Origin of the sequence: Acinetobacter sp. Tol 5, assembly GCF_019702905.1 — a bacterium.
GTDB lineage: Bacteria > Pseudomonadota > Gammaproteobacteria > Pseudomonadales > Moraxellaceae > Acinetobacter > Acinetobacter bereziniae.
The window spans coordinates 2,943,424-2,956,909 of sequence record NZ_AP024708.1; the positions used below are offsets into that span (position 1 = coordinate 2,943,424).

The following is a 13,486-nucleotide window of genomic DNA, read 5'->3' on the forward strand; positions in this document are numbered from 1 at the left end:
GAATATAACCATGTCAAAAAATATAAAACGAGACAAAATTAACCTTGGGTCGTCCATCATTGCTACCACATTATTACTGAGTAGTATGTCTGTTCAAGCTGCGGGTGAAGCCAAAAATGTGATTTTCTTTCTAGGTGATGGTATGGGACCAACCGTGGTCACTGCCAGTCGAATATATGCTTATGGTGAATCAGGTAAACTCACCATGGATACATTTAGCCGTGCTGTGCGTATCAAAACCTTTTCTGAAGATGGACAAACGACGGATAGCGCACCTTCAATGGCAGCCTACATGACAGGACAGAAAACCCGTAATGAAGTGATTGGGATGAGTCCTGGTACCGTAGCCGTTGAACCAGCAGCAGGTAAAGCACCTGATGGGACAAGCGTTCGGAATGCTGTAAATCGTTGTCCAGAACCTGGTTCAAGCACTGCGGCAGGTACAGCTGCAATGACAATTCTTGAATTGGCAAAAGCCAAAGGCAAAAAAGTTGGAGCAATTACCACAACTGAACTGACCCATGCAACCCCTGCTGCAACTTTTGCACATGTATGTAATCGAAATGCCCAGTTTGAAATTGCCCGTCAAATTATTCCTGGTGGAGCTGGCTACAACAGCAAACTACTTGATGGTGTGGATGTATTGATGGGCGGTGGTCGTAATCACTTTACCCCATACAGCCCTAGCAATAGCAGAGGGCGTATTGATGGACGTAATTTATTAAGTGAACTGTCGGCAAAAGGTTATACCGTTGCTGCAAACAAAGCCGAAATGCAATCTGCGCCACTCAACAAAAAATATATTGGACTTTATACGGCAACCTCTCACCTTGCCTATGATCTGGATCGTTTGAATGGTAAGGCACCAGATCAACCTAGTCTTGCAGAAATGACCGTAAAATCACTTGAGATGCTACAGGCACAAAGTGGCGACAAGGGTTATTTTTTGATGGTCGAAGGCGGTCGTATTGACCATGCCCTGCATGGCACTAATGCCAAACGTTCACTACAAGACACTATCGCCTTTGATAATGCGATCAAAGCCGCTTTAGACAAAGTGAAACAAACTGATCCTGATCTCAAAAACACCTTAATCGTGGTCACAGCAGACCATGACCATACCCTAACCTTTAATGGCTACAACGCCCGTACAGGAAAAACTACAACGACTAATCCGGGGATTTTAGGCTTAAGTTATTTATATGCTGTTGCCAACACAGCTGCCGCACCAAATCGCATTTTGGCGGATGGAAAACCACATGCTCCTGCCCTTGATGTAAATGGCAATAATGGATCAGTACTGGTATTTGGTAATGGTGGTGGTCCTCGTCCGACTTCTCGTGTCAACATTTCTGAACAAGATGCTGCTTCTGATGATTATCTACAAGAAGTTGGGATTCGCATGGGTGCACCTGGTTCTGAAACCCATGGTGGTGGTGATGTCATGCTATATGCAGAGGGTGCAGGTTCATCGATATTTAAAGGAACACGTGATAACACTTGGGTCTTTAGCAAATTAAAAGAAGCTTTTGGGTTCTAAATTTTGATCTATTTAAAACCTCAGCGAGGTGTATCTAGCTGAGGTTTTCTTGCTTATACAGGGTTATTTATGCGTTTCATTATCACTGTTTTACTTATCTTCTTCATCCACACTGTTCAAGCCGCACCAGTGCTTAAAGCGACCATTAGCCGAGAGTCTCAAGTGATTGGCAATGATGGTGTTACCCACACTTCAGTATTTCAAGAACACATGTATCGTGATCAAAATAATGTTTGGCTTGAGCGAGTGCTTCCAAAACATCATCAACATTCAACCAATGCTAAAAATAAACCCAGCCATAAACACCTAGATTTATCTGAAACGGCACAACATTATTTTCTCGACAATAAAAAATCAACACGACTCAATTTGGTTTTGCCTGAGGATAAAACTGTCATTCATTTACAAACTGTAGATATTGAAATGCTGGGTTTGACCAACTGCTGGACTTGTGTCTTTTCCATTTTTGATTCCAGATCAGTGAAAAAAATGAAAATCACTCAACAAGGTAATGGCTATACATGGTATGAGAGCCAAAATGCAAAAAATAAGATTAAAGTAAAATGGGACAATAAAAATAATTTAGCGCTGATCATCGATATTCGCAGCTTAAATGGGCAAAGTTACAGCTTGACCAAAACCCACATCCAACAAGTGAATATTACGCCACCATGGACTCAATATGGCAAATTCATCTCGAAGGAATATGCAGATTTTGGGGATTGATTTTGGCTAAAGCATAGATTCAATAAACTTAACGAGATAAATAGCTTAGCTCGAATTATTCTCAAACCTACAAAACTGTACACACTATCCTTACTTTAAAAATTTAAATTTACCGCAAGCAATGCCAATAGCGCTGGGATTGCTTGTATATAAATAATTTTTTTACTGGCAGTCAGTCCACCATAAATACCTGCTACCAATACACAAGCGAGAAAGAAATTCGCCAACGCAGTTGCATAGATTTCAGGTGCACATAAAGACCAAAATAAACCAGCAGCAAGAAAACCATTATACAGACCTTGATTTTGCGCCATCACTTTGGTCAGTTGTGCTTTCTCTAAAGTGTTGCCAAATGCTTTTAACCCATAAGCTTTATCCCATAAAAACATTTCCAACACCAGAATATACACATGCAACAGTGCAATTAAACCGACTAAAATTTGTCCAACCATGTTTTTTCCTTATTTTTAAATATGGTAATAGATCAGCACTACTGCCGATCTATGTCAGATACGATTATGGCTTTAACAGTACTTTACCTTGACGCGCGCCTTGAGTGGCTTTTGACGCAGCTTGTTTAATTTGATCAAAACTAAATATGCCTTCAACTGGGAGTACTAATTTTTTCTGAGCGGCAAGCGTCAATAATTCAACAATCAAAGCTTTTTTACGTTCTTTAGACAACTGCTTGTTCACTACACTTGCCCAAAAACCTTTCACTACAGCTTGTTTAAAAATCAAATCACCCGAAGAGATCTGCATCAGCTCCCCAGTCATGCTTCCGAAAGAAACCAAGACACTATTTTCACTGAGTAGAGCCAACATTTCACCACTGGCTTTACCACCAATTGAATCTACCCCAGCCATCAAAGGCTGATCTGCATGGATTGCTTTGACTTGTTGTTTCCAATCTGCCTGATCTGTAGCAACAACGTTTTCAATACCCAAAGCATTCATTTCTGCAATAGCTTCCCTACGGCGAACCAAGTGAATGACTTTTTGACCACGAGCCTGTGCAATCATGGCAACTGTTTTGCCTACAGCACCATTGGCAGTATTTTGAATCAACCAATGATCTTTTTGAAGATCTATAAAATCTAGCAACATCAATGCGCTGATTGGCATACCAATCAATTGAGCCGCTGTTTCATCGTCAATTGTATCTACTAATGGAACCACACCATGTGCGGGTGCAATAAAATACTCTGCCCAACTGCCATGCACAGCTGCAACAGCAACACGTTGTCCTAACGATAGTTGTTCTACCCCCTCACCCAAAGCATCAATGACGCCGACACCTTCACTTCCTCCAATTGCTGGAAGTGTAGGCTTGTAGCCATAATTACCTCTTACCGTCCATACATCATGATTATGGATGGGTGATAAAATCATTTTAATACGAACTTCACCTGCTTTCGGTTCAGGTTTAGGCATTTCCGCTGACTCTAATACATCAACTGGTTCGCCAAAATTACGGTGGATAATACTTTGCATTTGTTCAATCCTTTAATGGTTTTAGTAATTGCTGTGTTGTTTCCAATGCAAGATAAAGCGGTTGTTTATCTTGTGCGAGTCTTGCCAATAAGGCTGCACCCAACCAGAGCTGATACATGGTTTGTGCCATTTTTTCAGGTTCAATATGTATTGGAATTGAACCATCTTGTTGCCCTTCTCGAAGTAAATTCGTAATGCGTTGTGTCAGCTTGCTTACGCCAAAATTTAAAATTTGACGCATATCTTCAGATAAATCTGAGACCTCAGCTGCAAGTTTTACAATTAAACAGTTTTCAGCCCAACCACCATCATCATGGCTTGGGTCATCAATCCATGCTTGCCAAAGTGCCACTAAACGCGCATATGCATTGCCCTGTTCTATCTGCATAAGCTCATCTATTTTGACTTTATAATTAGCGAGATATTGCTTTAAAAGCTCGCATCCAAATGCCTCTTTGGAGGCAAAATAATGATAAAACGATCCTTTCGGAACGTCACAAGTCTTTAAAATTTCCTGTAAGCCCACTCCAACAAAACCATTATGTAACACTAATTTATAACTGGTGTTGAGAATATGTTGTCGAGTTGCTTCACTTTTATCTGATCTTTTCATGGCTACACTATAACCAGTAATAGACCAGTCGTCTAGTGGATTTATTTGTGGTGTAGTATTGCAATTTTTAATCGGTACAAATAGTTAATTCATAACTAATTACATGATATTTATTTAATTTTTAGTTTTAAACTGACAAATTCACTTCCCTCTTCTGCTGGTCAGTATTACTTCTATACATTTTTAGACTATTTTTTAAACATTAAATTTATTACACAATGACAGCATTTTTTATACACTTTATTCATGATTAGCCAACACATAAACTCAACAAAAAACCTAAAATTATAATCAATTGATATTTATTAATTTTCTAAGCATCCAGTGATCTAGATGTGTTTATGAACGATGTTTTAATCGTACCTCTCCATATTTTATCTTTTGATTATGTTTTTTAGTGAAAACTGTAAAACAGAGTCATAAATCAGGATTAAGCATATATGTATAAAAGAAAAATCAAACCCCTTGAAATCGATGATGTCGAAATTATTGATTATGATAAGACAAAAAAAGCCATTAAAGCAGCAGCTTTAGGAAATGCGATTGAATGGTTTGATTTTGGTGTTTATGGATATGTGGCTTATGTATTAGGTAAGGTTTTTTTTCCTAATTCCTCACCCAGTATACAAATGATCGCTGCTTTAGCGACCTTTTCAATTCCCTTTATATTTCGCCCTTTGGGTGGATTGTTCTTTGGTTTTTTAGGGGATAAATATGGTCGTCAAAAAATTCTGGCAATTACCATTATTATCATGTCGGTCAGTACTTTTGGTATTGGATTAATTCCATCATATGAGAGTATTGGAATTTGGGCACCGATCTTATTACTGATAGTAAAAATTGCACAAGGCTTTTCAGTCGGTGGAGAATATGCGGGTGCAGCAATCTTTGTTGCCGAATATTCACCTGACAGAAAACGTGGCTTTATGGGTAGTTGGCTTGATTTTGGGTCTATTTTAGGTTTTGTCGTTGGGGCTGGTGTAGTCTCAATGATCAGTTTTGCCGTAGGTGAAGCAGCCTTTGTCGATTGGGGCTGGCGAATTCCCTTCTACTTAGCACTTCCTTTAGGATTGATTGGCTTATATCTACGTCACTCCTTAGATGAAACACCGACCTTTCAAGCACATTCCGAAGCGCAATCACAGCTCAAGAAACCACAAAAAGTCGGTTTTAAACAAATTTTACGAGATCACCAACGTAGTTTATTGGTCTGTGTGGGATTAGTGCTGTGTACCAACGTCACTTACTACATGCTTTTGACCTATTTGCCCAGTTATTTTTCACACAACTTAGGCTATTCAGAAAATCATGGTGTTCTGATTATTATCGCAGTCATGGTTGGGATGCTGTTTGTACAACCCTTTGTTGGTATGCTCAGTGATAAAATAGGTCGTCGCCCCTTTGTTTTCGCAGGTAGTATTGCACTGATTGTCTTGTCATACCCTGCCTTCTTATTGCTTGCAACCAACAACGTTTATTTGATCTTCTTGGGTTTATTGATGTTGGCACTTTCATTGAATATGCTGATTGGTATCATGGCTTCAACCCTGCCTGCACTTTTCCCGACAGAGATTCGTTATAGCGCACTTGCAATTGCTTTTAATATTTCGGTGGTCATTGCCGGTTTAACGCCAACGATTACGGCGACCTTGGTGGAAACTACACAGAATATTATGATCCCAGCTTATTATCTTGTGGTTTGCGGTTGTTTTGGTGTGATTACTGCAATTTATCTTAAAGAAACTGCAAACTTACCACTAAAAGGTGCAAAACCAATGGCAGTGGATATAGAAGAGGCTGAAGAACTGTTGGAACAGTATCATGACAATATTGAGCAAAAAATCGAAAAAATTGATGAAAAAATCGAGGAGTTACAAGAAAAGCGTGATCATCTTGCAAAACAACATCCTGATATAGATTAGTTTAGGAATTAATTTGTAACGCAAAACACTTTCGTAGAGTGGCACATAAGATACTCAATGTACTATGAAACTGTCTATTCAAATATTTTAAAGTAGCCAGTTTCATAGTACATTCAATTTTCTCAACGTCATTTTTTGAAATATTATTACATCCTAATCTGCAAAATCATTATGCTGAATATATCGACTTGGGCTCATTCCCAAAACACGATGAAACATAGTGCTAAATGCAGCAGGATTTTTAAAACCAAAATCATAAGCAATCTGTTGAATTGAATGTTGCCGAATCAGCCTTTCTAAACTTAACAATACACACGCATGTTGTCGCCATTTAGAAAAGGACATCCCCGTTTCAGTTTTGAACAGTCGACTAAAATGACGTTCACTGACACAAAGTTGTGCAGCAAAGTCTTCAGGAGAAAAGTGGATATTTGGACGCTGAATAAATGCTCTACAAATCTTCAGCATCGTTGGGTTTTCAGGTAAGGCTAAATGTAAATCGATCACTTCAGACAATTCAAGCTCACTTAAAATCAAATCAAAAATCAATTCATCACGTTTGCAGAAAGGTGGATTAAGTTGGGGCGCTTTTAAAAGTAGCTGTCTCAGTAGAGGAGAAATTGCCAAGACTTCACATTGTGTTGAAGGACGAGGTAAATATTCAGGACGTATATAGATACTACATGTTTTCACATTAAACAAAGTCAGCTGATGTGGAACTTCTGGGGGAATCCATACTGCTCTTTCAGGCGGAATAATCCAATTGCCTTGAGGTGTTTCAACATGCATCACACCTTCTGCGCCATACAGCAGTTGGGCACGTTGATGACTATGTTGTGCAAGTCTATAAAATTCAGCATATTGGGTTTCAATGGCAATGATTTTATGCTCTAGATGCTCAATGCTATGAATAGAAATTTGCTTCATACACATGTCTGAATTAAGTAATTGAAAGCTGAATATAACAAACTTGCCTATTTTATAAAGCTCTAAAATCTGAATTATTTTTTAAGATTTTGATTATGGAACTCTATTTTATTCTACTGGGTGCAGGCATTCTTAGCGGTATACTTACCATTTTATTTGGTTTTGCAGGCGGTTTCGTCGTCGTTCCATTGGTCTATTCCACCATTCGCCTGCATGAAGTATCTGATTCATTGGCGTATACGATGGCGTTCAAGAGTGCTGTTGCAACTTCCTTATTATTGATGATCATCAACTCTGGGCTTGCCTCATATCAACAGTTCAAACGAGGCAATATACAGCGAAAATATCTTTTCCCGATTGCCTACTGGATAGGAATAGGTGCAGTAATCGGGACTTTTTTATCAATTTATATAGCCCCTATTTATTTAAAATGGGCATTTGTAGCCTATTTATCAATGACAATTCTGGACTGTCTCTCACGACAACTCAAATCACAGCAATTTCAGCAAATTTCTACACGTGTCTTAAACGCCAAAGAACAGCGTCTGGGTGGCATATTCATAGGTGGTATTGCAGCTGCACTCGGTGTTGGCGGAAGTGTGATGACCGTTCCTTTATTTCGCCGTTGTGGCTTAGATATGTCTAGCGCTGTCGCTCTGGCTAATCCTCTCAGTATGCCTGTTGCACTTGCGGGTTGCTTAACCTTAATCATAACTCAATGGGTACAACCACCTCACTTAGGGATACATTTTTGGGGATATTTCTATTATCCAGCATTAATATGTTTAATCCTTGGAGGCTTTATAGGGATGAAACTCACCCTTGGTTTGTCAAGTAAATTATCCAATACAGCCCATGAACGCGGTTATATTGTCTTGTTAACTTTGGTCCTATTCAGTATTTTACTGACTTAATGAGATAAGTTTGTCTGCTCGTTCTTAAATCAGAATCCGCATTTTCAACTGATAAGATCCTGAATAAATTAGGATCTTCATCAACTTAAGAGTAATCACATTCAAACGATGGTATAAAAACAATAAGTGTCATTCTACTCCACAGACAATGACGCAAATAATGGAATAGACATTGATAATATTGATAATTCAGTCATTCAAAAAATCAGCAATATCATTATGATAATAGAAAATTTCACCACTATCCCCTGTTTCCACACAACTAAAATGGCATTATTTCAATGAATAAATAGCAAACTTCAGCTTGTAAAGTTAAAACAAATTAATTAACCTACCTAACGTTAGGTAATCTCACAGATCAATCATTATGAATCTAAATATACGCCATCAAAAAATTGGTTTTGCTCTTATTGTGCTGCTTGCGATGTTGACTGCACTCGATGCGTTAGCGATCGATATTTATTTACCTGCATTTCCTGAAATTGCCAAAAGTCTCAGTGTCAATCTGAATGAAATGCAGCAAACTTTATCCATATTTTTAATTGGTTTAGCTATTGGACAAGGTATTTATGGTCCCTTATTAGAGCGTTTTGGACGTAAATTACCATTAATCATTGGCGTATTGATCTTTATCATCGGTTCATTGATTGCAAGTTTTGCAAGCTCACTGGAACTTTTGTTGACAGCACGTTTTTTACAAGCGCTAGGTGCTGCAGCAGGTTTGGTTACACCACGTGCGATTATCAGTGATCTTTGTAATGAACAGGAAGCCGCAAAGAATTTTTCAATTTTAATGCAAGTCATGATGGTGGCACCTATCGTTGCACCCATTGTCGGCAGCTATTTAATTCAGCATAACTCATGGCACATCATATTTTATACTTTAGCCGGTCTAGGCACGATTCTACTGCTTTGGAGTATCCGATCATTGCCTGAAACTTGCGCTCCTGAAAAAAGACAAGCATTGGATTTTAAAAATATATTCAACAATTATCGTTCGCTCTGTAGCAATCACGCTTATTTATACTTTACCCTTGCAAGTGGCTTTTTATTTGGCGGATTCTTCTTTTACATTAGCAACTCGCCCTATATTTTTCTTCAGCATTATCAGCTCAATAGCAGTCATTTCAGCTATCTTTTCGCATTTAACGCCTTTTGTTTTATCATTACAGGGCAAATTTCAATTTGGCTGCTGAATCAGTTTTGGTCTGCTTATAAAATATTAAAATTAGGTTTGGGTATTTTTTCACTTGCCAGTATAGGGTTATGCCTCAGTAGCTTGTTTGGGCAGCCGACATTAATAGAATATATTTTGACCTTAGGCTTAGCGATTTGGTCAACAGGCTTCTTATTTGGAAATTTGACCGCTTTGGCAATGCAACAAGCAGAGCGCCATTTAACTGGAGTCGCATCATCATTTATGGGACTAATACAATATGCCTTAGGGGCAATGATTGGATTCCTTGCCAGTCTGATGCCTGAGCACATTTCAGTTTTACCTCTTACACTCCTGCTCTGCGGTTTGTTGATGTTCGCACTTAGCCTTTATGCAAACAAAATGAGTAAATATGAAAAAACCACTTGATTGAACTATTGAAAAACACTCATTTATTTGCAGGTGTTTTTCAATACATCCAATACATTGAGTATTGCGGTTAAACGAAGTTGGTATTTTTGTTTACCACCATAAATTAATTCACTCTGCAGGGCATCCACAAAGCTCATATACATTCGAGCCAAAGTCACATGATCTAACTGATTTTCAGGTAGATCTTTCAGAGCCTGCATAAAAATTTGCTCTAAATGTTCCATAAATAAGTGCATGGGTTCGATTACTTCAGCATAAATATGTTTTGGTGGATTCAACAAAGCATTGACCCAAAATTGCACATCAAATGATTGATCAAATCGCTGATCAATACTACGCAAATACAGATTGAATTGTTGAAATACTTCCTCGCCACCGATCAATATTTGTTTTGCATAATTCAGTTCATGCTCAACCATGATGGGAATTAAACTTAAATACAAATCATCTTTATTTTTAAAATGCGCATAAATTGATGGCTTTTTTATACCGACATCCGTTGCAATTTCGTTCATCGAAGTTGCACTAAACCCTTGCTTTGCAAAACGTTCCAAGGCAGCTTTTTGAATTTTGATAGCAGTCACGAAAACAAAAACCTTTATTGCGAATCGTTGAATGATAGCATGTAAAGCAAATCCAACCCAAGCCTACCTATTGATACAGTCAAATGACAAAAGTTTATATAATTTTAGAAAAATAAAATCAATTCAAATCGTTATATTTTATGAGACTTCTTTTTGATACTGGTCTTTTGATGAGTTCTTTAGCCGATATCAAATCAAAATTAAGTTTAAAGATGATTTAACCTCATTTTGTAAATCGGCATAAAAACTTACAGGTAAAAATAGTGCCCGTCTTTCCGGGCTGCCAACTTTTTTCGCGAAAGGATAGATGAGAATCTATCGCAACTACGATATTAATAAAATTTAACTTTGATTTCAACATTTCTTCATAACTAAAATTTATAAAAATAATGATCTTGAGCACGAGCATTTTATGAAATTCATATCTATGTATAATCCGTTATTTATACTCAGTGCGTCGATGATGAGTCTATTGTATCAATCTGATTTTATCGTACTTATTTGTTTAAACATCATGTCCATAAAATGAGTGTTTTAGGTTAACTTTTTGAGTTGGTAGGAATGGGGGCATACGGTTAACTCGACAATCAGTTGACTAGCAAATTAGATTAAAACCTTTAAGGAACAATTCCCCTTCTGCAATCTTATAGAACGCTATGTATTGATTTGCTGATCCACCCAATCCAAAAATTTATTCTTATGATCAATCTCAGGCGCATTGATGATATTGATCATTTTTTTATTTCCAAATTGACCAACAACTTTATCAGGAATTTCGAAAATAAAATCATCATCTACACCTTGATTAAGCACTTTGAAATATTCAACAACTTTTTCAAAATTAGTCTTACTTTTGAAATCAGGTGTAAGCAACAGAAAGTTATAAATCTGTTCTAAAACATATGAATAGTTTATATTTTTCATAATTGATCCAATGTTTAATATTCAATGTATTCGATAATTTTTTAGCATTCCCACCAATCGTCAATAGAGCCAGCAAGACTCTATTGAAATTGAAGAAAGCACTTACATTTTTCCTCTAGAAATAAAACCAATAATGGTCAGTATGACCGCTACAACTAAAAGAATAACTGCAAAGTCTTTAGAAAGCCCAGCTACACCGCCAAATCCAAGTAAACTTGCCACAAGTGCAATGACTGCAAAAATGATTGCCCAACGAAACATATGTATTACTCCATAAATTAATCTTTTACTTTCACATTAATATTTAAAGAACTTGATACCAATACATGTTTATATCGGCATTTAACGCTTCAATACTTTTATATAAAAAATAATTTTCAAAGAATCATTTTTTATATAACTTATTAAAACTAAAAATGTGATCAATCTCTGCATTCTTCAATTTAGGCATAACAAATTTAATTGAAAACAATACAGCACATGAAATGAATAGCATGATTAACACATCAATCGAATAACTAATCATGAATAACAGGGTATAAAACCCAAAAAAGAAAGATAGACTTAAAAATATTTTTTGAAAATAAATGGTAATGAACGCCCCATAAATTAGCGCTGCTGTAAATAAATTTACATACTTGTTCATTCCCAATCTATCAAAAATAATAATAAGCAAGGAAATAGCGAATATTGAGACAACAAAAATAAATAAATTTTTTAAAATTAACATTTCATTCCCTCATATTTTATAGCTTAGAAAAACCCCTCCTCCTTAGTAAACCGTCTAAGGAGGAGGGCTACCCCAATACACAACAATTTTTATTATGTTCATTAATTTAATAAATGCTTTTTTAATTTAAGTGTTAGCGACAAACAACTTAAATAATTATTCAGCTTTATAATAATGAACACTTGTGGTGTATGTAGGCAGTATAAATAAATGAAAAACAGGCGGTATAATCCATAGCTTACATGATTGTGAGAAATATCTTACATTTGTATACTTTTTAATCAATTTATTTTAATAAAAATTATAATTTTTCTTTTATTTTCAAAATTTTATTTTTAACAAAATAAATGTCCATCAATTTAACTTAACAAATCACTCAAACAGCAATAAAAAAACGTTACATTTCATATTTTTTAATAAATTCTTCCAATATGTTCGCTTTCAATTTAGAAACCCTGTATGGTAATCATCAGTACTAATCTTCCTATGTGAAAACATAAAGCTTATTAATAAAATTAAAGCGTTAGCACCGAGTTCGGAGTAAATTTTATGATGGAAGACTACCAATGGAATTTGTGAGAGTTTTATATGCAAGTAAAGCTACGAGTATTCATCCTGATGTCAAAAATGATCTCATAGAGATTTTGAATTCAGCTGTGGATTTTAATTCTCGTAATGAAATTACAGGCGTTCTTTACTATGGGCATGGATATTTTGTTCAATGTTTAGAAGGACGTAAAAGTAAAGTAGATGATCTTTTTTACAATCAAATTTTGAAAGACCAACGTCATCAAAATTGTGAAATTTTATACTATGAAAAATGTGACATTGGATTATTTAAACATTGGAATATGAAATTTGCTCCAGTCAACAAAAGGCTTGGAGACTTTTTTATAGAAAATCACCGGGATGATTTTAATCCCTTTCTTCTCTCAAGCGAGACGATTCCTTCTTTTATTGATCTTTTAGCTGGAGAGTATGATGTTGAACCTTATAACTTTGATGTCAATCAGTGATCCAGTGTTTTCTTCTCAAAATGACTTGAGAAAACGCATATGTTGATTCGATTGTGTTATGCGAGTTCTCGCAATCAATTGACTTCTGATTTACTTGAAGATCTGAATGATATCTTAAACACTGCTAGAGAGTTTAATAGCAACAATCAGATTTTTGGTGTTTTATATTATGCCAATAATTACTTCTTTCAGTGTCTTGAAGGTGATAAAGCGATCGTTCAAACTTTATTTCAGCAGATAAAGAATGACCTAAGACATCACGATATTGTTGAGTTCAAAATCAAGCAAATTGACAAAGTTTACTTTAAGAACTGGTCAATGAAATATGTTCAGAAGTGTTCGAAAATTGATATATTCTTCAATCAAATGGGATATGAATTATTCACGCCAACTGCGCTCAATGAAGATAATTTAGATATATTCTTAAAAGAACTTCTGAGCGAAAAGCAAACTCGTATGCGTAAAAAGGTGGGGCTAAATCAACGCGGCGTATCAACTTTTCTATAAA

General features: G+C 36.3%; 14 protein-coding genes. 7 read left to right on the forward strand and 7 right to left on the reverse strand.

Annotated features, from left to right (window positions below):
* Positions 1–10: 10 nt before the first annotated feature.
* Both TOL5_RS13680 and TOL5_RS13685 read left to right on the forward strand, forming a co-directional pair.
* Positions 11–1,540 (forward strand): alkaline phosphatase, encoded by a 1,530-nt coding sequence (locus TOL5_RS13680; protein WP_139421223.1) that lies wholly within the window; start codon positions 11–13, stop codon positions 1,538–1,540.
* A gap of 69 nt (positions 1,541–1,609) precedes the next feature.
* Positions 1,610–2,266: a hypothetical protein gene (locus TOL5_RS13685; RefSeq protein WP_005029817.1), complete on the forward strand. Its 657-nt coding sequence runs from the start codon at positions 1,610–1,612 to the stop codon at positions 2,264–2,266.
* A gap of 95 nt (positions 2,267–2,361) precedes the next feature.
* Here the strand turns inward: TOL5_RS13685 and TOL5_RS13690 are convergent, their stop codons facing one another.
* The 3 genes from TOL5_RS13690 to TOL5_RS13700 form a co-directional block, all read right to left on the reverse strand.
* Positions 2,362–2,718: a DUF1304 domain-containing protein gene (locus tag TOL5_RS13690; RefSeq protein WP_004831305.1), complete on the reverse strand. Its 357-nt coding sequence runs from the start codon at positions 2,716–2,718 to the stop codon at positions 2,362–2,364.
* 64 nt (positions 2,719–2,782) lie between these two features.
* Complete coding sequence (locus TOL5_RS13695) at positions 2,783–3,760, reverse strand: zinc-binding dehydrogenase (RefSeq protein ID WP_139421225.1); 978 nt, start codon at positions 3,758–3,760, stop codon at positions 2,783–2,785.
* A gap of 4 nt (positions 3,761–3,764) precedes the next feature.
* Complete coding sequence (locus TOL5_RS13700; RefSeq protein ID WP_221260405.1) at positions 3,765–4,373, reverse strand: TetR/AcrR family transcriptional regulator; 609 nt, start codon at positions 4,371–4,373, stop codon at positions 3,765–3,767.
* A gap of 440 nt (positions 4,374–4,813) precedes the next feature.
* On the opposite strand from TOL5_RS13700, the gene proP reads away from it, so the two are divergent.
* The gene (proP, locus tag TOL5_RS13705) at positions 4,814–6,295 is read left to right on the forward strand and encodes a glycine betaine/L-proline transporter ProP (RefSeq protein ID WP_058972057.1); all 1,482 of its coding nucleotides are present in this window, start codon (positions 4,814–4,816) and stop codon (positions 6,293–6,295) included.
* 153 nt (positions 6,296–6,448) lie between these two features.
* Here the strand turns inward: proP and TOL5_RS13710 are convergent, their stop codons facing one another.
* Positions 6,449–7,222, reverse strand: a complete 774-nt coding sequence (locus tag TOL5_RS13710) for an AraC family transcriptional regulator (RefSeq protein WP_171494711.1) — start codon at positions 7,220–7,222, stop codon at positions 6,449–6,451.
* Between the two features lie 95 nt (positions 7,223–7,317).
* Between TOL5_RS13710 and TOL5_RS13715 the strand changes: the two genes are divergently transcribed.
* Together TOL5_RS13715 and TOL5_RS13720 are read left to right on the forward strand one after the other, a co-directional pair.
* Positions 7,318–8,136 (forward strand): sulfite exporter TauE/SafE family protein, encoded by an 819-nt coding sequence (locus TOL5_RS13715; protein WP_151781729.1) that lies wholly within the window; start codon positions 7,318–7,320, stop codon positions 8,134–8,136.
* 367 nt (positions 8,137–8,503) lie between these two features.
* Positions 8,504–9,721 (forward strand): multidrug effflux MFS transporter, encoded by a 1,218-nt coding sequence (locus TOL5_RS13720; protein WP_151781730.1) that lies wholly within the window; start codon positions 8,504–8,506, stop codon positions 9,719–9,721.
* 23 nt (positions 9,722–9,744) lie between these two features.
* On the opposite strand, the gene TOL5_RS13725 is transcribed toward TOL5_RS13720, so the two are convergent.
* From TOL5_RS13725 to TOL5_RS13735, 3 genes are all read right to left on the reverse strand, one after another.
* Complete coding sequence (locus TOL5_RS13725) at positions 9,745–10,308, reverse strand: TetR/AcrR family transcriptional regulator (RefSeq protein WP_005029831.1); 564 nt, start codon at positions 10,306–10,308, stop codon at positions 9,745–9,747.
* A gap of 654 nt (positions 10,309–10,962) precedes the next feature.
* Entirely contained in the window at positions 10,963–11,232 is a 270-nt protein-coding gene (locus TOL5_RS13730) for a hypothetical protein (protein ID WP_151781731.1), read from the reverse strand.
* A 102-nt stretch (positions 11,233–11,334) separates the two neighbouring features.
* Positions 11,335–11,493, reverse strand: a complete 159-nt coding sequence (locus tag TOL5_RS13735) for a DUF1328 domain-containing protein (RefSeq protein ID WP_004831314.1) — start codon at positions 11,491–11,493, stop codon at positions 11,335–11,337.
* A 1,035-nt stretch (positions 11,494–12,528) separates the two neighbouring features.
* Between TOL5_RS13735 and TOL5_RS13740 the strand changes: the two genes are divergently transcribed.
* A complete protein-coding gene (locus TOL5_RS13740; protein ID WP_151781752.1) occupies positions 12,529–12,978 on the forward strand; it encodes a BLUF domain-containing protein in 450 nt (149 codons plus the stop codon).
* Positions 12,979–13,017: 39 nt separating this feature from the next.
* Positions 13,018–13,485 carry a BLUF domain-containing protein gene (locus TOL5_RS13745; RefSeq protein ID WP_151781751.1) on the forward strand — a complete coding sequence of 156 codons (468 nt, stop codon included), beginning with the start codon at positions 13,018–13,020 and terminating at the stop codon, positions 13,483–13,485.
* Position 13,486 lies beyond the last annotated feature (1 nt).

Bases quoted from the DNA above. Each gene is read 5' to 3' on its own strand.
- TOL5_RS13680 (WP_139421223.1), top strand. From the start codon at position 11: ATGTCAAAAAATATAAAACGAGACAAAATTAACCTTGGGTCGTCCATC.
- TOL5_RS13685 (WP_005029817.1), top strand. From the start codon at position 1,610: ATGCGTTTCATTATCACTGTTTTACTTATCTTCTTCATCCACACTGTT.
- TOL5_RS13690 (WP_004831305.1), bottom strand. From the start codon at position 2,718: ATGGTTGGACAAATTTTAGTCGGTTTAATTGCACTGTTGCATGTGTAT.
- TOL5_RS13695 (WP_139421225.1), bottom strand. From the start codon at position 3,760: ATGCAAAGTATTATCCACCGTAATTTTGGCGAACCAGTTGATGTATTA.
- TOL5_RS13700 (WP_221260405.1), bottom strand. From the start codon at position 4,373: ATGAAAAGATCAGATAAAAGTGAAGCAACTCGACAACATATTCTCAAC.
- proP (WP_058972057.1), top strand. From the start codon at position 4,814: ATGTATAAAAGAAAAATCAAACCCCTTGAAATCGATGATGTCGAAATT.
- TOL5_RS13710 (WP_171494711.1), bottom strand. From the start codon at position 7,222: ATGAAGCAAATTTCTATTCATAGCATTGAGCATCTAGAGCATAAAATC.
- TOL5_RS13715 (WP_151781729.1), top strand. From the start codon at position 7,318: ATGGAACTCTATTTTATTCTACTGGGTGCAGGCATTCTTAGCGGTATA.
- TOL5_RS13720 (WP_151781730.1), top strand. From the start codon at position 8,504: ATGAATCTAAATATACGCCATCAAAAAATTGGTTTTGCTCTTATTGTG.
- TOL5_RS13730 (WP_151781731.1), bottom strand. From the start codon at position 11,232: ATGAAAAATATAAACTATTCATATGTTTTAGAACAGATTTATAACTTT.
- TOL5_RS13735 (WP_004831314.1), bottom strand. From the start codon at position 11,493: ATGTTTCGTTGGGCAATCATTTTTGCAGTCATTGCACTTGTGGCAAGT.
- TOL5_RS13740 (WP_151781752.1), top strand. From the start codon at position 12,529: ATGGAATTTGTGAGAGTTTTATATGCAAGTAAAGCTACGAGTATTCAT.
- TOL5_RS13745 (WP_151781751.1), top strand. From the start codon at position 13,018: ATGTTGATTCGATTGTGTTATGCGAGTTCTCGCAATCAATTGACTTCT.